Raw genomic sequence first — 18,955 nt, forward strand, 5'->3', positions numbered from 1 at the left:
GGGTCTTGCTAAGCGGCGAGACGAAGTCCACGCTGGTCGGTAGCGACGCGTTCGCCGTCGTTGATGGTCTCATCGTCGCCGATCAACGAGCCGATGGCCACACGTGCACCAGTTCCGACTTGAGTGCGTACGCCAATCTTTGCGCCCGCACCGATTGCGGCTCCGGAACCAATGTGAGCGTGCGGCTCAATGCGCGCTTCTGGTCCGATGACAGCATCTGTCTCAACCCATACGCCGCGGCCCACGTGCGCGCCTGCGGCGATCTGAACTCCGGGTTCGACATACGCTCCAGCTTCAACCACGGCGCTCGGGTGCACTTTTGCCCCGTGCGCGATCAGCCCTCGACCGTTGACGTGCTTGCGGTAACGCAGTGTTTCGCCAAGATCGTTCTCGATGTCGATGTAGTTCTTACCCACGAGCCCCTCCTACGGCAATTTGCCGACTATCGACACCAACTACTCGGTGGGATCATTCATTCCCAAACCCAGATGTTTGTGTCTCAGGAGTTGTTCGTAGCCCGATTCGGAACGGATTGCTGCGCGTTCAGTTCAGGTATGCGTCGGCCTCAGCCAGGGCACGGTCGACGATGCCAAGACCGCGCACCAGGTCATCTTCGTCGATCACGAGCGGCGGCGCGACGTGCACTCGGTTGAAATGCACGAATGGCCATAGCCCGTCTCGTTTGCAGGCCGCAGCGACCGCTGACACGGGTGCCGCGTCGGGTCCTGCCGCATTGAACGGAACAAGTGGTTCGCGCGTGTCGCGGTCTTTGACCAGTTCAATGGCCCAGAACATGCCGATCCCGCGCACGTCGCCTACGGATGGGTGACGCGATGCGATCTCGTGCAAGCGCGGCTCGATGACGCGTGCGCCAAGATCGCGCACCCGTTCGAGAATTCCGTCGCGCTCGAACACTTCAAACGTCGCGAGACCCGCTGCGCATGCCAGCGGGTGTCCCGAGTAGGTCAGACCGCCCGGGAACATCACGGTGTCGAAGTGCGCGGCAATCCGCTCAGAAATCACGACGCCGCCGAGAGGCACGTAGCCGGAGTTGATTCCCTTTGCGAAGGTGATCAGATCGGGAACGACGTCAAACTCTTGGAATGCGAACCACTGGCCGATGCGCCCGAACCCGACCATGACTTCGTCGGCGATGTACATGATGCCGTAGCGGTCGCAGAGTTCGCGCACGCCCTTGAGATAGCCGGGCGGTGGGATGAGTACGCCGTTGGTTCCGACAACCGTTTCGATGATGATCGCTGCGATGGTCGACGCGCCTTCAAGCACGATGGTCTGCTCAAGGTGCTCCAAGGCCCGCTGGGTCTCTTCTTCGGGTGAAGAAGAGTGAAACGGCGAGCGATAGGTGTACGGACCGAAGAACTTCGCCACCGAGCCGTCGCCGGGCTCATTCGCCCAGCGGCGAGGGTCGCCAGTGAGCGAGATCGCTGTGGCGGTGTTGCCGTGATAGCTGCGGTACATCGACAGCACCTTGCGCTTGCCTGTTACCAGTCGAGCCATGCGCACGGCATTCTCGTTGGCGTCGGCCCCGCCGTTCGTGAAGAACACCTTCTCAAAGCCATCTGGCGCGACCTCTGAAATGCGCCGAGCCAGCTCGCCACGAACGTCGTTGGCCATTGCAGGCGCGATCGTCGATAGGCGGCCTGCCTGCTCTTGAATGGCGGCGACGAGGTCAGGATGCTGGTGGCCCAGGTTCAGATTGACCAGCTGCGAGCCGAAATCCAAAAACGAGTTGCCCTGGTAGTCCCAGAATGTCGCACCGCTCCCTCCGGCGACTGGCATCGGGTCAATCAGCGCCTGCGCGCTCCACGAGTGGAACACGTGGCCGCGATCATCAGCACGTACCCGCGCTTCAGTGTCGAGATCGATCGAAACGTCAGTCATCGGTGTGTCCTTTCGGGTGCGCAGCGGCGAAGCTCAGTGGTTGCTCGGAAAGCCGAGGTTGACCTTGGTGGGAGTGTGGTCGGGCCAGCGGGTCGTGACGGCCTTGGAGCGCGTGTAGAAGTGGATCGACTCGGGGCCGTAGATGTGCGAGTCGCCGAACAGCGAGTTCTTCCATCCGCCGAACGAGTAGGCACCTACGGGCACTGGAATCGGAACATTGATGCCGACCATGCCGACTTCGATGTCGACCTCGAACTGGCGGGCCGTGCCGCCGTCGCGGGTGAACATCGCCACCCCGTTGGCGAACTGGTTTGCGTTGATCAGGTCGACAGCTTCTGCATAGGTTTCAACGCGGACGACCGACAGCACGGGGCCGAAGATTTCGTCGTCGTAGACCTTCATGCCGGGCTTGACGTTGTCGATGAGGCTGACGCCGGTGAAGAAGCCGTCACCGGTGAACTCCTGCTGTGTGCCGTCGACGACAACGGTCGCTCCTTCGGCAGCAGCCCCCGTCACGTACGACTCGACCTTGTCGCGGTGCGCGCGAGTGATGAGCGGGCCCATCTCTGACGCGGCGTCGGTGCCATCGCCGATGGTGAGCGACTTCATGCGCGAGGCCACCTTCTCGACGAGTGCATCGGCGACATCGTTGCCGACCGCGACAAGCACCGAGACAGCCATGCAACGTTCGCCGGCAGAGCCGTAGGCAGCGGAAACCGCAGCGTCTGCCGCGCCGTCGAGGTCAGCATCCGGCATAACGACCATGTGGTTCTTGGCACCGCCCAGTGCCTGCACGCGCTTGCCCTGTTCGCTGGAACGCTGGTAGATCGACCGCGCAATAGGGGTCGAGCCGACGAAGCTCACGGCGCGCACATCGGGGGAGTCGATGATCGTGTCAACAGCAACCTTGTCGCCGTGCACGACGTTCAGCACCCCTGCGGGCAACCCTGCTTCTTCGAACAGCTTCGCGAGGAAGACCGACGCGCTCGGGTCTTTCTCACTGGGCTTGAGGACGACCGTGTTCCCGCATGCAATTGCTGAAGCAGTCATCCACAACGGCACCATGACGGGAAAGTTGAACGGTGTGATGGCGCCGACGACGCCGACAGGTTGCTTGGTGGAATGGATATCCACCCCGCGGGCAACCTGCTCGCTGCGCTCTCCTTTGAGCAGGTGAACGAGCCCGGCAGCGAACTCGACGTTCTCAAGACCGCGGCTGATCTCGCCTTTCGCGTCTGAGAGCACCTTGCCGTGCTCGCTCGTGAGAATCGCGGCCAGCTCGTCCTGGCGCTCAAGCAACAGCGAACGCAAGCGGAAGAACACGTCGGCGCGCTTGATGAGGCCGGTGGCACGCCAGCCCGGCAGCGCGGCCTTTGCCGCGGCGATCGCCTCTTCGACCTCGACGACGCTGGCGAATGCCACTTCGTGCTGCACGGCTCCGGTAGCGGGGTTGTACACATTGCCGGTGCGCTCCGCGGTGCCGGTCGCCTGACCGTTGATGTGGTGCTGGATGAGGCTCATGAGATCTCCTTGCGTTGGTCGGACAAATCGACCGGGCATCATCTATGGTGGATTTGTCCCAGTTTGTCAGAGGAATAGAGGCGGCAAGAGTGGCCGAACGTCGCGAAGATCATTCCATTCGCACGGATCGTCCGACAAACCGTTCCGCGAGTGAGACACTTCCCACCGTGCGTGACGTGCTTGCTCTTGACGTGCTTGCACAGGGCGTGCCCGAAGTCCTCGTGGGCGATAGCGCTCTCGACAAACGGGTTCGCTGGGTCTATGCGTCTGATAGCGGTGACGTGGCACGGCTGCTCAACGGTGGCGAACTGCTGTTGTCGACGGGGTCGTCATGGCCGACCGATCCTGTCGACATGCGTCGGTTCATCGACGCGCTCGCCGACGCTGAAATCGCGGGGCTGGTGCTCGAGCTTGGTATTCACTATCGCTACACCCCAGCGGTGGTGGCGCAGGCTGCACAGGCGCGCGGCCTGGCGCTGATCGTTCTTCATCGCGAAGTGAAGTTTGTCGCGGTCACCGAAACTGTTCACAGCATGATCATCACCGGTCAGCACGACGCGCTTCGCGCGCGAGACGAGGTGCGAGAGCGGTTTACTTCGCTGGTGCTGCGTGGCTCGCCGGCCGACTTCATCGTGAAGCAACTGGCCCAGACGCTAAGCGCGCCGATCGTGCTCGAAAACCTCGCCCATGAGGTTGTCGCGGCCGAGGTGCCGCCCGCGATTGAAGAGGAGCTCTTCGTCGAATGGGAGCTTCAGTCGAGGGCAGCACAGCGTCGCTCGGAGCATCGGTCACAGCGTGGCGCGGCCCCGGCTCTCGACGATTGGCTGGTCGTGCCGATCGAGGCACGTGGAATCCGCTGGGGGAGCCTCATCGCGCTTCCCGGCCCCGAACATCCCGCGGGGCGATCTGCGGTGTTGGAGCAGGGGGCAATCGCTCTCGCGGTCGGCCGTCTCGCAGACGGTGACTCTGACGAGTGGGGGCGCATTGGACGCCGCCGACTCATCGACGGGTTGCTCACCGGCAGGTTCGCGGGCGCAAGCGGCGCAGCTGCCAGGCTTGAGGCCGCAGGACTGCCGGTGCACTCCGCGTCGGTGTACGGGGTCGTGTTCTCGGGGGCGCCCGTGACACCAGAGCGGGTGGATGCTGCAGCCCGCACGGTGCGCGGCAAGGTGCTCATGGGCTCGGCACCCGAGGGGGCAGCTGGTCCCGCGGCGCTCATGTTGCTTTCGTTGCCAGCGGGTGCGGTGTTCGACGATGAAACCGCGCGCGTCTTCGCTCGCGACGCGGCAGACTCGCCGGTAGACGCTGAAAGGCTCGTCGTCTCGATCGGGCGTGCCGCGGCAGGTCTCGACGAGGCGCTGTCATCGCTACACGATGCGGTTGACCTGTCTCGGGGTCGCCGTCGACGGGCGTTGAAGGGGTTGCAGATTCGCCGTGCAGAAGACCGGCCACTCGTGCATCTGGTCACGTCGCTCCGCGACGACCGGCGTGTACTCGAACATGGCGAGCGCATGTTGGCGCCGTTGATCGACTACGACCTCGCGCGCGGTGGTGATCTGCTCGATGTCCTCGAAGCTATGCTCGCGCACCCGGGAAACCGCACGGCCGCGGCATCCGCTTCTCATCTATCGCGTTCGGTGTTCTACCAGCGCATCGCTCTTATCGAAGAGCTACTGGGTCTCGACCTTGATGATGGTGAGACGCAGACCGCACTGCACCTGGCGTTGCTGGTTCGACGCAGCGCCGGTCGTTGAGGCGCTTCTAGGTCGCGAAGTAGATCTTGCGCAACGGTTCGCGGACAGTCCACACGGTCTTCATTCCCGCTACCAGCTTGACCACGGATCCTGGCGCCAGCGCGATGGTCGGAAGCGGCGGATCGACAAACTCTACGGTTGCTGCTCCTGCTATCACCACGAAAGTTTCGTCAACTTCTACGTCGCTCATGGCGCCGACAGACATTTCCCACACACCGATCTCCGACGCGTCTGATTCGTCAATCGTCGCGTAGCCGGTGGTGGGCGCGCCTGCAACGACCTGCTCAGGCGGCACTGCTTCGTGGGCGAGAGACAGCGCCGCGGCGTCGACCAAAACGCCAGCGGTCAGCGCGCTCACGAGTCGAACCCCAGTCCTAGCGAGTCGAGCGTCTTCAGCAACAGGTTGCGCTTGCCGTTGTTATGGTCGGCTCGATTGAGAGACCAGCGGGTGGCGTTGATGCCGATTGCCGCGGCAGGCTCTGGGGGGAAGGGCAACGGGCGCTTTCGCACCATCTCAAGCTCGGTGCGTTCGGTCGCTTCGCCCGAGAGCAGATCGAGCATGACGTCACCAGCGAACCGTGTCGCCGTGACACCCAGACCAGTGAAACCGGCGGCGTATGCCACACGACCGCGGCGAGCGGTGCCGAAGAACGCCGAGAACTGGGTGGACGTGTCGATCGCACCGGCCCACTTGTGAGTGAACTTCAGCTCTTCAAGTTGGGGGAAGGTCGTGTAGAAGTGGCTGGCCAGCGACTCCCAGGTTTCGGGGCGATTCTCATATTGCGAGCGCACCTTTCGCCCATAGTGGTAGACCGCGTCGTAGCCGCCGAACAGAATCCGGTTGTCTTTGCTCATGCGGTAGTAGTGGAACTGGTTCGCGAGGTCACCGATTCCTTGGCGGTCGTTCCAGCCGATTGCCTTCAGCTGTTCGCTCGATAGTGGTTCTGTCATCAAGACGTAGTCGTAGACCGGCACAGTCATCAGACGGGTGCGCTTGAGCAGCGACGGGAAGACGTTGGTGGCGAGAGCTACCTGAGAAGCAACGACTCGTCCCGCGGCGGTCAATACCGCGACAGAGTCGTCGGCCGCATCGAGCGATCTGACTGGCGAGGACTCGTAAATCACCACGCCCGCTTCTTCCGCGGCGCGTGCCAGTCCGCTCGCGAGCTTTCCAGGGTGAACGAGAGCGGTCGTGTGGGTTTCCCACACCGCACCCAAATACGTCGGCGAGGCAACCGACGCCTGTATTTGGGCTTCGTCGAGCCGCACGAGCGATTCGTCGCCGCGTGAGCGCGCGTCTTGTTCCCACTCGTCGAGCCACTCAAGCTGGTGTGGCTCGGTCGCCACCGAGAGCGAGCCAACGCGTTCCCAATCGGCGTCGATGCCGTGCGAGGCAATGTCTTCCCCCATGCCGTCGAGGTTCGCAAGCCCCAACTCATCGAGTTGGTCGATCTCGTCAGGCCAACGGCTCACGCCGTTGTCGCGACCGTGTGTGAGGCTGGCCTCGCAGAAACCGCCGTTTCGGCCGGAGGCTGCCCACCCGACGGTGCGCGCTTCGACGACTACGACGCGCAACGACGGATCGCGGCGCTTTGCCAGGAGCGCGGTCCATAGTCCGGTGTAGCCGGCACCGACGATCGCGAGGTCAGCGTGAACCACCCCTGTCAGCGACGGGCGGGTGGGGGCATCTGGCAGGTCGTCAAGCCAGAACACGCTGTGCTGCGCATCTGCAAGGCCGCGCTGAATTGCCGCGGCCGGTGGCCGACGTCGTTCGAAGACAGTCGTTCCCACGGGTATCACCCTTTCAGGGGTTTCGTTCATTCAATCTTCGTGTCGTGGCGGTGCGCTCGCCACTTCTTGGTGTCATGACTCTGAGCGTGCTCGTACGGGTTGTCCGAGGAGTCGCGGCAACGAGGGTGATTAGGCGTCGGAGGCCGCGTACACGCGTTCACCTTCGACGAAGGTCTGCAGCACTGTGGTGTGCCCGATCTCGTCGCTGGGGGCATCGAAGGGATCGCGATCGAGCACGGCGAGGTCTGCGTACTTGCCGACTTCGATGGTTCCGGTGTCAGCATCGAGATGGTTCACCCAGGCAGATCCCGCCGTGTAGGCAGTGAGCGAGGTCGCCAAGTCGATGGCTTGTTCCGGCAGGAACGGCTCGTAGTCGCCTTCTTCGTAACCGGGGCCGGCAAGGCGGTTAACCGCCGTGTGGATTGCGGCGAGAGGGTCAGGCGACGACACCGACCAGTCGCTACCAGCCGCTAACACGGCGCCTGAACGCAGCAGGTCGCCGAACGGGTATTGCCACGCGCTGCGGGTCGAGCCGAGGAAGGGCAGGGTGAGATCCACCATCTGCGGTTCAAGCGTTGCCCACAGTGACTGCATATTCGCGGCAACGTCGAGGCGCCGGAAGCGCGGGATGTCTTCGGGATGCACGACCTGTATATGGGCGATGTGGTGTCTGTTGGGGCCACGCCCGTTGCGGCTTATCGAGTGCTCAACAGCATCCAAGCACTCGCGCACGGCACGGTCTCCGATGGCGTGAAAATGAACTTGAAAACCGGCCGCATCGAGCAGTGGCACTGCTTCGTTGAGGATCTCGGGCGCAACAAAAGAGATCCCAGAGTTGTCGGTGAAATGGCCGTGGCCGTCGCAGTACGGTTCGATCATGGCGGCCGTGAAGTTTTCTGCGACCCCGTCTTGCATCACCTTGATGCTGGTCGCAGCGAAGCGGCCGGCGCGAAAGCGTTCGCGGCGCTCAATGAGAGACGGAATCTGGTCGAGGCCTTTGGCTCGGTCCCACCAGAGCGCGCCAATCACTCGGGCAGTCAGAGTGCCGTCGGCGGCAGCTTTCATATAGGCCGGTGCCGGATCCCCAGCGTCTCCGTAGCTGCCGACGATGGCATCTTGCCACGCGGTGATTCCGTATGAATGCAGGTATCGCTGGCCGACGAGAAGAGCTTCGGTGAGGCGATCAAGTGGCTCTTCGGGCAACAGCCGGTTCACCAGGCCCATGGCGCCTTCGTGCAGGGTGCCGGTCGGGGTGCCATCGGGGTCACGCTCGATGCGTCCGTCCGGTGGATCCGGCGTATGGCGGTCAATACCCGCGAGTCGCAGCGCCGCTGAGTTCACCCATGCACCATGACCATCGCGGTTCGGTAGAAAAGCAGGGCGATTGGCCACTACCGAATCGAGAGCGGTCGCGGTCGGCGTTCCACCGGCGAAGGCCGACATCTGCCACCCGCCGCCCAGCACCCACTCGTCATCGGGATTTGCCGACGCAAAACGAGAGATCGCATCGAGGTAGTCGGTCGCCGTGCTGTACTCGGCGAGATCGCACCGCAACATGTCGAGGCCACCCCACACCGGGTGCACATGCGCGTCTTGAAAACCGGGTGTCAGCATGCGTCCTGAAAGGTCGACCACCTCTGTCTTCGCGCCGATGAGTTCGCGCACTTCATCACCGCCGACCGCAACAATCCGGCCGCCCGAAACGGCGACAGAGCGTGCGCGCGAGCGAACGGTGTTGGCAGTGAAAACGGCACCACCGGTAAACACGATCTCTGCGGAGGGCATGGGGGTCCTTTTGGTGGAGCGGATGCTGACAGGCGCCGGTGTGGATGCTGCGCCAGTGCGCAGCATCCACCCCCAGAATCAGCCGCCAGTCATGGTGCGGGCGATCTCGGTAGCCGAGTCGCCGGCGCGCTTGAGCACGAGTGCGACGAGCGCGAGTGCCACGAGGGTGAGTAGCAGCATGATCGTCGAAACTGCAGCGATTTCAGGGCGAAGGCCAGATCTCACCGCACTGAGCACATACACCGGCCATGGCGTTGAACCCGAGACCTGGACGAACGCTGCCACGATGGTGTTGTCGAGGCTCAGCGTGAACGCCAGCAGGAAGCCCGCGAGCACCGCCGGCATCGCCAAGGCGAGGGTGACCTTGCGGAAGGTGGTGAACGGCTTGGCATACAGGTCGCTCGACGCCTCTTCGAGATTGGCGTCCTGGCCAATCAATCGTGCACGCACGATGTAAGACACCACAGCAGTCGCGAACAGCGAGGAGCCGACCGACAGGCGCACCAGACCGTTGTTGAACATTCCAATGCCCATGTCTTGGCCAAGCCAGACGAACCACGGCAGCAGAGCAACGGCGTCGACAATCTCGGGGGTCACCGAGACCATCAGCAGCAACCCCAGGAACCACCAGGTCCATTTGCCGGGGTGGCGGGCCATTGCGATGCCAGCCAGCGTGCCGAGTGCGGTCGCGATCACCGCCGCGAACAACGCCGTCTGCAATGAGACGATCACTGCGCTCTGAATCGCCGGCTTCACCAGAATCGTGGCGAACGCGTCGAAGCCAAATCCGTCCCACGATACGAGCAAGCGCCCGGTGTTGAACGAATAGATGACGATCACGATGATCGGCGCGAACAAGAAGAGCATCACGAGGACACCCCACACGTTGAACGCGACGTCGGACCACGTCTTCTTCAGCTTGCGCTCACGAGGGGCGTCGGGCGCCGGCAGCGCACGCAGCATGGTTTCAGTAACGGTCTGGGTCACGTCAGCACCTCCGTGCGCTCAGCGGGGGCGGCATCCGTCTTCGCATCATCGACCGGGCCCAGCACTAACCGCGTGCGGTGACGGTACGGCAGGGTGACCAGCCAGATGAGAGCGGCGCCAGCAGCGATCGTCAACGTGATGACGAGCATCAGCAGCACGGCCATGGCTGAGCCGAGCGCCCAGTTCTGTGCGGTCTGGAACTGGCTTGCGACCAGCTGCCCGATCATGTTGCCCTTGGCGCCACCCAGCACTGTGGCGGTGATGTAGTCACCCATCAGCGGAATGAACACCAGCAGCACGCCCGCGATGATGCCGGGCTGCGCGAGGGGAAGGGTGACGCGTGCGAACGTGCTCACCTTGCCCGCGCCGAGATCCTTCGATGCCTCTCGCAACGCCGGTCCGACGCGGTCGAACGCGACGAACAGCGGCAGGATCATCAGTGGCAGGTAGTTGTAGACCACACCGATGACCACTGCCGTGCGCGTGTAGAGCAAATCAAGGGGGCCATCGAGCAACCCGACTGTCTGAAGGCCCGTCGACATCCAACCTTCCGGCGACAGGATGATCTGCCAACCGATCGTGCGCACGAGGAAGTTCGTCCAGAACGGCACCAGTACCAGGGCGATCAGCAGACCACGACGTGACGGCTTTACCTTGAACGCCATCCAATACGCGACAGGAGCGCCGATCAGGAAGCACAGCACCGTTCCCACGACGCCCACCCACAGGGTGTTCATGAACGTTGCCAGAAACGTCGGAGTCAGCGCTTCGACGTAACGGTCGAACGACAGGATGTCATTCGCGTGTGTGCCGAAGATGCCCGGTTTGTAGCCGAAGCTGAACCAGATGACCATCCCGACTGGGGCCACGAAGAAGACGAGGAACCACGCCCACGCAGGAACCGCGAGCGCGGCACCAGAGGTTTTACGCACCAGCGGCGGCCTTCATTTCGTTCCAGATCTCCACGCGAACGGTCTGCGAGTCGTTGAGGACCTGCTCCTTCATGGTGGCGAGTTGCTCTTCGCTGAAGAAGATGAAGTCGGTCAGCTCGATGCCACCGTCGATCGCTTCTTGTTCCATGTCTTTTCCACCGACGTTGTAGCCGATGTAGTCGAGGTTCAAGAAGAGGTTCTCGGGTGTCATCGAGTCGTTGATGAACGCGTGGGCAGCCTCGGGATTCGGCGCACCCTCAGCGATCGCCCAGTTGTCCATCCACAGCTCGGTGATCGGGCCGGGAAGAACCCACTGCCAGCGGTCGGGCTCGCTTGACTCCATCAGGCCCAGGCGAGCGTCGCCGTTCCATGCCTGCATGAGCGCTTGAGTACCCTGGGGAATCGCATTGGTGCCGGGGTACGAGTCGAATGCCGAGATGTGCGGCGCGATGGTGTTCACGAGGTACTCACGGCAGGCTTCAAGCTGTTCGGGGTCTTCGGTGTTCCAGTCGGTGTCGTTCGCCCAGAAGTAGGAGCCAACCACACCGGCGGGGTCATCAGACATCGTCGTCTTTCCGCTGGCCTCGTTCTGTGCAGCGTCGAAGAAGTCGGCCCAGGTCGTGAGCTCGCGCGTGATGATGTTCTTGTCGTACACGAAGCCTGTGGTGCCCCATGCCTTGCAGATCGAGTAGTCGTTGTTCGGGTCCCAGGCGCGGCCCAGGTAGGCCGCGTCCATGTTGGAGATGTTGGGCAACAGGTCTTTGTTGAACTTCGTCAGCAGACCGTTCTCAATCATCTGCGGAATGAATACGCCCGTAGGCACGACGATGTCGTAGCCGGACGTTCCCTTTGCCGCGATCAGCTTCGCGATGAGCTCTTCATTCGACGAGTAGGAGTCCAGTGTGACTGACGGGCCCAGATTGGCGGTGAATGAAGCGATCACATCAGGGGAGTCGTAGTCACCCCAGGTGTACACCGACAGGCTGGATTCGAGTTCGCCGCCGGTCGCCGCGGTCGAGGGTGTGCTGTCGCCGCCGGGCGAGCACGCAGCGAGCACAGCTGCGCCGCCGGTGATCGCCGCAACGCTGAGGAATCGGCGACGCGAGATCTCGCGTGCGATCGTGGGAACGGCTTCTTGCGGGGCAAGAATGCGGAGGGGGTTGCTGGATTCGGTCATCGGAGACTCCTGGTTCGGGTTTGGCGCCGGTGGCTGTGGTGTGGCGACGGATCAGGCTGTAGGTGGTGCGACGTAGCCGCCCTCGGCGGCAGAGTCATCGGCAGGGAAGAGCAGAACGTGGCGGGCTTCCCAGGTGCAAAGCACCGAGTCGCCGATGCGGAGCGAGGGAGCGTCGGGCGTGGGCCGGCGAACGACCAAACTCTGGTCATCTCCGAGGCTCACCAAGAACTGCATCGTGTCACCAAGGTGCGAGACGCCGAGTAGCGTGCCGCGCGTGGTGTTTGCGTCGTCGGCGGTGCCAGCGGTAGTGCCGTCTTTTTCGATCTTGATGAACTCGGGTCGCACTGCCGCCTCGCCCTGCGAAGCATCTGCCAGCGACGCTGTCGCGCCTCGAACCAGCGCGTGGGGAGACACCACCGCCGCGCCAGATTCGGTCACATCGCCGCGGAAGAAGTTCTGCTGCCCGACGAATGCGGCGACGTAGGCCGAGGCGGGGTGCGCGTAGACGGTGTCTGAGTCTGCGAGCTGTTCGATGCGTCCCGCGCGCATGATCGCGATGCGGTCACTCATCGAGAGGGCTTCGCCCTGGTCGTGGGTGACGAAGACAAAGGTGATGCCGAGGCGCGCCTGCAGAAGCTTCAGCTCCATCTGCATTTCTTCACGCAGCTGCCGGTCCAGTGCACCGAGCGGCTCGTCGAGTAGCAACACGGCGGGCCGGTTCACGAGGGCGCGGGCAAGCGCAATGCGCTGCTGCTGACCACCAGAGAGCTGAGTGGGGCGGCGGTCGCCGAACGAGCGCATCTGCACCATGTCGAGTGCCGCGGTGACGCGGTCGCGCACGTCTGACTTCGAGGTGCGCCGCTGGTGCAGCCCGTAGGCAACGTTCTCGGCGACCGACAGGTGCGGAAACAGCGCATAGGCCTGAAACACCGTGTTGACATCGCGGCGGTACGGCGGTGCATTGAGCACCGAGGTGCCTGAGATCAGGATGTCGCCAGCATTGGGCGTTTCGAATCCAGCGATCATGCGCAGGGTGGTTGTCTTGCCGCAGCCCGAGGGGCCGAGGAATGAGATGAACTCACCAGGCTCGATGGTCAACGAGAGGTTGTCGACGGCGGTCTGATCGCCGTACCGCTTCGTGATGCCCTCAAGGCGGACGCCACCGCGGCCGTCAGCCGCGCCAGAGTTTGTCGTTGCGGTCGAGTCCGCATCCGTCACCGTTGTCACCTGGTGGAGTCCTTCTGGTCGAGGGCTGCGCAACGTTGCGGAGCCGGTGTGATGTTTTCAGAATTACATATCGCGGAGCACAGCCGTGCAACGCACCGCGGCGCGAACCGGACGATTAGAGACGAGAGGCAACGATGCCAAACAGAATGTCCGGAGTTATGTAACAGGCAGAAAAACGCGGGTTTCCTAAGGGTAGCGGTCGGCGCCTATCCCGGCAATGGCCGGGGATGCCTACAGAACGTCCGTGTGGGCAACGATTTGGGCTAGCGCTCGCGCGCGCCGCTCTGGCTTTGGGGCTGGCAGCGCGGACACCAGAACACCAGACGTTCACTCGTCGCCGCGGCGCCCAAGGCTCCGCGCTGAACCGTCTGGCCGCAACGTCGGCACGGCGTGCCCTCGCGCCGGTAGACCCAGGTGGTGTGACCAGGGCGACTGTCTCCGGTGAAGGTGCGATCGCGACGATCGCGGTTTGCGCGGATCATGCGCGCGCCCAGATCTACGATCGCGGTGACATCGGTCACCGTGGCGGGGGTCTCGGGATGCACGCCGCGCACGAACAGAATCTCGTTCACGTACTCATTCCCGAAGCCTGCGATGTTTCGCTGATCTTGCAAGGCCACGTGGATGCTGCGTGTGTCGGCGCTCAACCGAGTCGCCGCCTCTGCCGGGTTCCAGTCTGCGCCAAGCGGATCTGGCCCCAGATAGTCCACGAGAGTGTGTTCGTCACGCGTAGGCACGAGAGAGATATCGGCGAGGTCGAATCCGACGCTCTCCCAGTCGGCCTCATCCCTTCCGGTGACTCCGATCACGGCGCGAGCAGTGTAGCCAGGCTTTCGCCAGCGTTCACCTCGCCGATAGACGTGCCACTGCCCCTCCATCTTCAGATGCGAATGCAAGGTGAAGGCGCCGATGCGATGCAAGATGTGTTTGCCCCGGGAAGTGACTTCGTGCACCGTCTCGCCGCGTAGGTCCGCGGTCGCCACCTGGGGCACACGAAGCTCGAAGCGATTAACCGTGCCGCCAGCGAGCGCATTGTGGAGGCGACGCGCAGCGCGAAAGACGGTGTCGCCCTCAGGCACGAACGCTCGCCTTTCGCAGTGTCAGCCCCTTGGGGGACTCGACAAATCCGGCCGCCCGCAGCGCGCGACCGACAGAAGTCGTATAGACAAAAACACCGTTCACTTGCTCGATGGTGAGGGTGTCGAGTCGGTGACGCTGGCTGGTTTCAGCCAGGCTTGCGGTCGCGGCAGCAAGCGTCGGATCATCGTCGGTGAACGCCAGCGCCGACTTGCCACCGCGTTCGAGGTAGAGGATCAGTTCGCCATCGACGAGCACCACCAGCGCCCCGGCCTTGCGCCCGGGTCGGTGTCCGACGCCTTCGAGCGGTGGCCACGCCAGGGCTGCCCCGTAGGGGTTAGCGGGATCGGTTGCTGCGAGCGTTACCGCTCGCAGGGGTGGGGTATCGGGTACCGTAGCGAACTCGCGCAGGCGGTCGACCGTGGCTGAAGCAGCGAACTGCGCGGCACCGAGCTTTTCTACAACGTAGCCACGTCGGCAATGGCCGGCATCTTCGAACCCTGCGAGCACGCGGTAGGTCTGAGCGAATCCACCTGGGACGCCCTCGGCCTGCACCGATCCACGGGTCACGACGCCGTATCGGTCGAGCAGCAGGCTCGCGGCAGCGGTCGCGCGCATGGTGGGATCGGGCTCTGCAGGCGGGAGCAGCGACCAGCGCCCTCCCACCGAGGGGGAGCGCGGCGGAATCGACGACGCAACAGTGCGAGCTGCGGCACCACGGTACATCCGAGCTCGGGGGGCCTTGCGGGCTACTCGATGTGCTTGCGATCCACCGCTGACCAGGGTGCGGACGGGAGCGAAGGTGTCATTCGTTACTCGGCCCGACCAGGTCAGTCGCCACAGCGCCTCAACGAGTGTTTGCTCGTTTTCTGCGCCGGTGAGTCCTCGAAGTTGCGCGGAGAAGTACGCGCCGCCACCCTCGAGCGTCGCGAGTAATTGGGCGTCGAGGCTTCCCGCCGCGACCTCGTCGTCGGCGATCGGCAACGACAGGCTGACGGTGTCTGCCGGGTGCAACGCTATCCACCCGTCTCGCCCCGCGAGGCTGCCGTGCCCCGACCAGACGATCTCGCCGGTTGAGCTGAGCTCGTCGAGCATGCTTGGACTGTAATCAGACACTCGCGAGGGCAGAATCAGCGATTCCCACGCGCTTGCCGGGATGGGCACGCCAGCAAGCTGATCGATGACGGTCGCGACGCCATCGATGCCCTCAAGCGGGCGAGCAACGTGTTGCCACACCGGCAGAAAGCGCGCGAAGGCGTCTTGGGGAACGGGTTCGACGCTGCCGCGGATTGCCGCGAGTGAGCGCATGCGCAACCGTCGCAGCACCTCGGTGTCGCACCACTCCAGGTCTTCGCCGCGCGCGCCCGTGCCTTCCGGCAAGAAGTAGCCGCTGGTGACCCGGCCTTGTGAGTCGAGTCGTTGCAACGTCAACCGTGCAACGGCAATGCCGATGCCGAACCGCTGTGCGACAGCATCTGAGGTGAACGGGGAGTGCGTGCGGGCAAAGCGGGCAACGAGGTCGCCCAACGGGTCGGCGAAGGGCTCAAGGAAGGCGTTCGGGATGCCGATCGGCAGTGCGACTCCCACGGCATCGCGCAGTCGCCCCGCGTCTTCGATCGCGGCGACCCGGCGCACGCCCGCTATCGTCACTTCGATAGCGCGTCTCGCTCGCACCAGCGCAGCGAGATGTGACGTAGCGGCCGCGCTGTCTGCCGCGGTGGTTGCGTCATCGGCTGCCTGCAGGCGTGCTGCCACCTCTGCAGCGTCAAGTGGGCCGAGCACGCGCAGCAGATCCGCCACACCCTCGATTCCTTTTGCGCGGCGGTCTGGGTCGAGCCGTTGCGCTTCGCGCTCGAACTGCGCGATGACCTCAGGGTCGAGCAGCTCTCGCATCTCGATCTTGCCGAGAAGCTCGCTGAGCAACGCAGGATCGACCGCGAGCGCTGCAGCCCGACGCTCGGCGAGCGGCGAGTCGCCCTCGTACATAAAGGCGCCGACATAGCCGAAAAGCAGATCACGCGCGAACGGAGATGGCTGCGCGGGAGCCGTCTCGACCAGGCGGATGCGGCGATCGGCGATCGATCGAGAGACCCGCAGCAGCGCGGGCACGTCATAGACGTCTTGCAGCACCTCTCGCAGCGTTTCAAGGATGATCGGGAAGGTCGGGTGACGGCGCGCGACCTCGAGCAATTGCGCCGATCGCTGGCGCTGCTGCCATAGCGGGCTCCGCTTGCCGGGGTTTAAACGGGGCATGAGCAGTGCGCGCGCCGCGCACTCGCGAAAGCGCGAAGCGAACAGGGCTGAGCCGCCTACCTCTTCGGTGACGATCTGGTCGAGCTCATCCGCGTCGAAGATGAAAAGGTCTGCGCCGGGCGGCTCAGCGGCAGCATCGGGAATCCTGGCAATGATTCCGTCATCGCTCGCGACCGCCGAGCCTTCGACGCCGAGCCTTTCACGAATGCGGGCATTCACCGCCAGCGCCCAGGGCGCATGCACCTTCATGCCGTACGGGGAATGAAGGATGATGCGCCAGTCGCCGACCTCATCTCGACCACGTTCCACGGTGAGTTGGCGATCGGTAGGCAAGGTGCCAGTGGCTTCGCGCTGCTCGGCGAGATACGCGAGCAGATTGTCACGGGCGTAGTCATCGAGGCCCGCATCGCGGAGCCGCTGATCTGCCTGCTCGGGTTGCGCCGCAGCCAGTTCGCGCGAGAACTTGCCAAGGGCTTCGCCGAGTTCTGCTGGCCTGCCGAGGCCGTCACCATGCCAGAACGGCACCTTGCCAGGCTGCCCGAAAGCGGGAGTGACGTTGACCCGGTCGTGAGTGATCTCGACGATGCGCCAGCTCGTGGTGCCGAGGGTGAAGACGTCATTGACGCGCGACTCGTAGACCATCTCTTCGTCGAGCTCACCGACGCGAGCATTTTGCGATTCGCCCGCGATGAACACGCCGAACAAGCCGCGGTCTGGGATCGTGCCGCCGCTGGTAACCGCGATGCGCTGCGAGCCGGGCCGACCCGTCAGGGTGCCCGCGTCGCGGTCCCAGATCAGACGGGGGCGGAGCTCTGCGAACTCATCGGAGGGAAAGCGACCGGCGAGCAGATCCAGAGTCGCTTCATAGGCTGAGCGAGGCAGTGAGCGAAACGGCGCGCTGCGCTTGAGCGTTTCAAACCAACGTTCCACGTCGATAGCACCGAGCGCTGAGGCAGCGACGGTCTGCTGAGCAAGAATATCGAGTGGGTTCTGGGGCACTTTGATCGCTTCGATCTGGCCGGCCAACATGCGCTCCGTGACGATTGCGGTGTGAAGAACATCGCCCCGATGCTTGGGAAACAGCGCGGCGCGGCTCACTTCACCCACTTGGTGACCAGCGCGACCGATGCGCTGCAGTCCAGACGCGGCGCTAGGCGGTGCTTCGACCTGGATCACAAGGTCGACGGCGCCCATGTCGATTCCTAGCTCGAGGCTACTCGTGGCAACCACGCAACGCAGCGAGCCTGACTTCAGTTCTTCTTCAACCTGCGCGCGCTGCTCTTTCGACACCGAGCCGTGGTGCGCTTTGGCGAGCACCGGTTCGGCACCGCTGGTGGCTCCTGCCTGCGCCATCATGGCTGCGGGGGGCGCTTGCACCTCGAGCGTTTCTAGACCGAGCCGCTCTGAATAGATCTCGTTCAGCCGTCCGGTGAGCCTCTCCGCCAACCGTCGGGAATTGCAGAAGACGATCGTCGATCGATGCTGCACGATGCGATCGACGATCGCTTCTTCGACGTGGGGCCAGACTGAGCCTGTGATCTCTGCCGAGCCGTCGCTGTGAGGTTGATTTGAGCCGTCGGCGAACCAGTCTTCGTCGATCGCGGGTTCTTCGTCGTGCGTGGCGGGAGTTGCTTTCGACGCGCTCGCATAGGCGCTCGGTGCTGCGGGCGGGTTCATCATGTCGTCGATCGGCACGACCACATGCATATCGAACGCCTTGGTCGCGCGCGGCGCGACGATTTCGACGGGCAGCGCTCCGCCCAAGAAACGAGCGACCTCGTCGATCGGCCGCACCGTGGCCGACAGCCCGATTCGCTGCGCGGGCTTTGCGGTGGGCTCCAGCGTCGCGCGTAGCTCGTCGAGCCGCTCCAGGCTCACCGCGAGGTGCGCGCCGCGCTTGGTGGCGGCAACGGCATGTACCTCGTCGATGATCACCGTGTGCACATCGCGCAGTGTTTCACCGGCTTGGCTGGTGAGCATCAGATAGAGCGACTCAGGAGTGGTGATGAGAATGTCGGGCGGTGCCGACACGAGCTTTCGCCGATCGCTTGAGGTGGTGTCTCCCGATCGCACGCCCACCGTCACTTCGGGCAGAGCGATTCCGAGCCTGCGCGCAGACTGACCGATGCCGATCAGCGGCGAGCGAAGGTTGCGTTCGACGTCGACGCCCAGGGCCTTCAGCGGCGAGATGTAGAGGATGCGGGTGGTCGAGGTCTGCGCTCGACGCGTGCGTTTCGGCGCGGGGATGGCAGTGGGCTCGGGCAGCTTCTTTTCTCGAAACACCCGGTCGATCGCCCAGAGAAAAGCTGACAGCGTTTTTCCCGACCCAGTCGGGGCCACGACGAGCGCGTGTTTGCCTGCCGAGATCGCGTCCCACGCACCCATTTGCGCTGTTGTGGCGGCCTCGAACGCGCCACGAAACCAGTCCTGCGTCGCAGGACCGAATCGCTCAAGCACATCGGCCACCACTCCATCTTGGTGTGTGCCGGCGACATTGGCGCTGTTGATCGGCGCCTATTGACACGGTGCGAGCATGCGGTATCGGCACG

At 63.8% G+C, this 18,955-nt stretch carries 13 protein-coding genes; 1 reads left to right on the forward strand and 12 read right to left on the reverse strand.

All coding sequences use genetic code 11. From position 1 onward, the window contains the following. Positions 1 to 8: 8 nt before the first annotated feature. From AB0O81_RS10135 to AB0O81_RS10145, 3 genes are all read right to left on the reverse strand, one after another. On the reverse strand, positions 9 to 416 hold the full coding sequence (locus AB0O81_RS10135) for a transferase (protein ID WP_363583835.1): 408 nt from the start codon (positions 414 to 416) through the stop codon (positions 9 to 11). A gap of 127 nt (positions 417 to 543) precedes the next feature. After that, a complete protein-coding gene (locus AB0O81_RS10140) occupies positions 544 to 1,902 on the reverse strand; it encodes an aspartate aminotransferase family protein (RefSeq protein ID WP_363583837.1) in 1,359 nt (452 codons plus the stop codon). Positions 1,903 to 1,935: 33 nt separating this feature from the next. Continuing rightward, positions 1,936 to 3,423, reverse strand: a complete 1,488-nt coding sequence (locus AB0O81_RS10145; protein ID WP_363583838.1) for a CoA-acylating methylmalonate-semialdehyde dehydrogenase — start codon at positions 3,421 to 3,423, stop codon at positions 1,936 to 1,938. Between the two features lie 89 nt (positions 3,424 to 3,512). Between AB0O81_RS10145 and AB0O81_RS10150 the strand changes: the two genes are divergently transcribed. Further along, positions 3,513 to 5,177 carry a PucR family transcriptional regulator gene (locus tag AB0O81_RS10150; protein ID WP_363583840.1) on the forward strand — a complete coding sequence of 555 codons (1,665 nt, stop codon included), beginning with the start codon at positions 3,513 to 3,515 and terminating at the stop codon, positions 5,175 to 5,177. A gap of 7 nt (positions 5,178 to 5,184) precedes the next feature. Here AB0O81_RS10150 and AB0O81_RS10155 read toward each other — a convergent pair whose 3' ends face one another. The 9 genes from AB0O81_RS10155 to AB0O81_RS10195 all read right to left on the reverse strand — a co-directional run bounded on the left by AB0O81_RS10155 (position 5,185) and on the right by AB0O81_RS10195 (position 18,872). Further along, positions 5,185 to 5,535: a cupin domain-containing protein gene (locus AB0O81_RS10155; protein ID WP_363583842.1), complete on the reverse strand. Its 351-nt coding sequence runs from the start codon at positions 5,533 to 5,535 to the stop codon at positions 5,185 to 5,187. Then, the gene (locus AB0O81_RS10160) at positions 5,532 to 6,968 is read right to left on the reverse strand and encodes an FAD-dependent oxidoreductase (RefSeq protein ID WP_363583953.1); all 1,437 of its coding nucleotides are present in this window, start codon (positions 6,966 to 6,968) and stop codon (positions 5,532 to 5,534) included. The genes AB0O81_RS10155 and AB0O81_RS10160 overlap by 4 nt, the downstream gene beginning before the upstream one ends. A 129-nt stretch (positions 6,969 to 7,097) precedes the next feature. Next, positions 7,098 to 8,753, reverse strand: a complete 1,656-nt coding sequence (locus tag AB0O81_RS10165; RefSeq protein ID WP_363583844.1) for an amidohydrolase — start codon at positions 8,751 to 8,753, stop codon at positions 7,098 to 7,100. 78 nt (positions 8,754 to 8,831) lie between these two features. Further along, positions 8,832 to 9,740, reverse strand: coding sequence for an ABC transporter permease (locus AB0O81_RS10170; RefSeq protein WP_363583846.1), 909 nt, complete (start codon positions 9,738 to 9,740; stop codon positions 8,832 to 8,834). Then, positions 9,737 to 10,675, reverse strand: a complete 939-nt coding sequence (locus AB0O81_RS10175) for an ABC transporter permease (protein ID WP_363583955.1) — start codon at positions 10,673 to 10,675, stop codon at positions 9,737 to 9,739. The genes AB0O81_RS10170 and AB0O81_RS10175 overlap by 4 nt, the downstream gene beginning before the upstream one ends. Continuing rightward, a complete protein-coding gene (locus tag AB0O81_RS10180) occupies positions 10,665 to 11,849 on the reverse strand; it encodes an extracellular solute-binding protein (protein WP_363583848.1) in 1,185 nt (394 codons plus the stop codon). Before AB0O81_RS10180 ends, AB0O81_RS10175 begins: the two co-directional genes overlap by 11 nt. Positions 11,850 to 11,900: 51 nt before the next feature. Continuing rightward, positions 11,901 to 13,076, reverse strand: coding sequence for an ABC transporter ATP-binding protein (locus AB0O81_RS10185; RefSeq protein WP_363583850.1), 1,176 nt, complete (start codon positions 13,074 to 13,076; stop codon positions 11,901 to 11,903). Between the two features lie 263 nt (positions 13,077 to 13,339). Beyond that, complete coding sequence (locus tag AB0O81_RS10190; protein ID WP_363583852.1) at positions 13,340 to 14,155, reverse strand: DNA-formamidopyrimidine glycosylase family protein; 816 nt, start codon at positions 14,153 to 14,155, stop codon at positions 13,340 to 13,342. Beyond that, positions 14,148 to 18,872 carry a crosslink repair DNA glycosylase YcaQ family protein gene (locus AB0O81_RS10195; RefSeq protein WP_363583854.1) on the reverse strand — a complete coding sequence of 1,575 codons (4,725 nt, stop codon included), beginning with the start codon at positions 18,870 to 18,872 and terminating at the stop codon, positions 14,148 to 14,150. Before AB0O81_RS10195 ends, AB0O81_RS10190 begins: the two co-directional genes overlap by 8 nt. Positions 18,873 to 18,955 lie beyond the last annotated feature (83 nt).

Origin of the sequence: Microbacterium sp. NPDC076911 (genome assembly GCF_040687125.1) — a bacterium.
Taxonomy (GTDB): domain Bacteria; phylum Actinomycetota; class Actinomycetes; order Actinomycetales; family Microbacteriaceae; genus Microbacterium.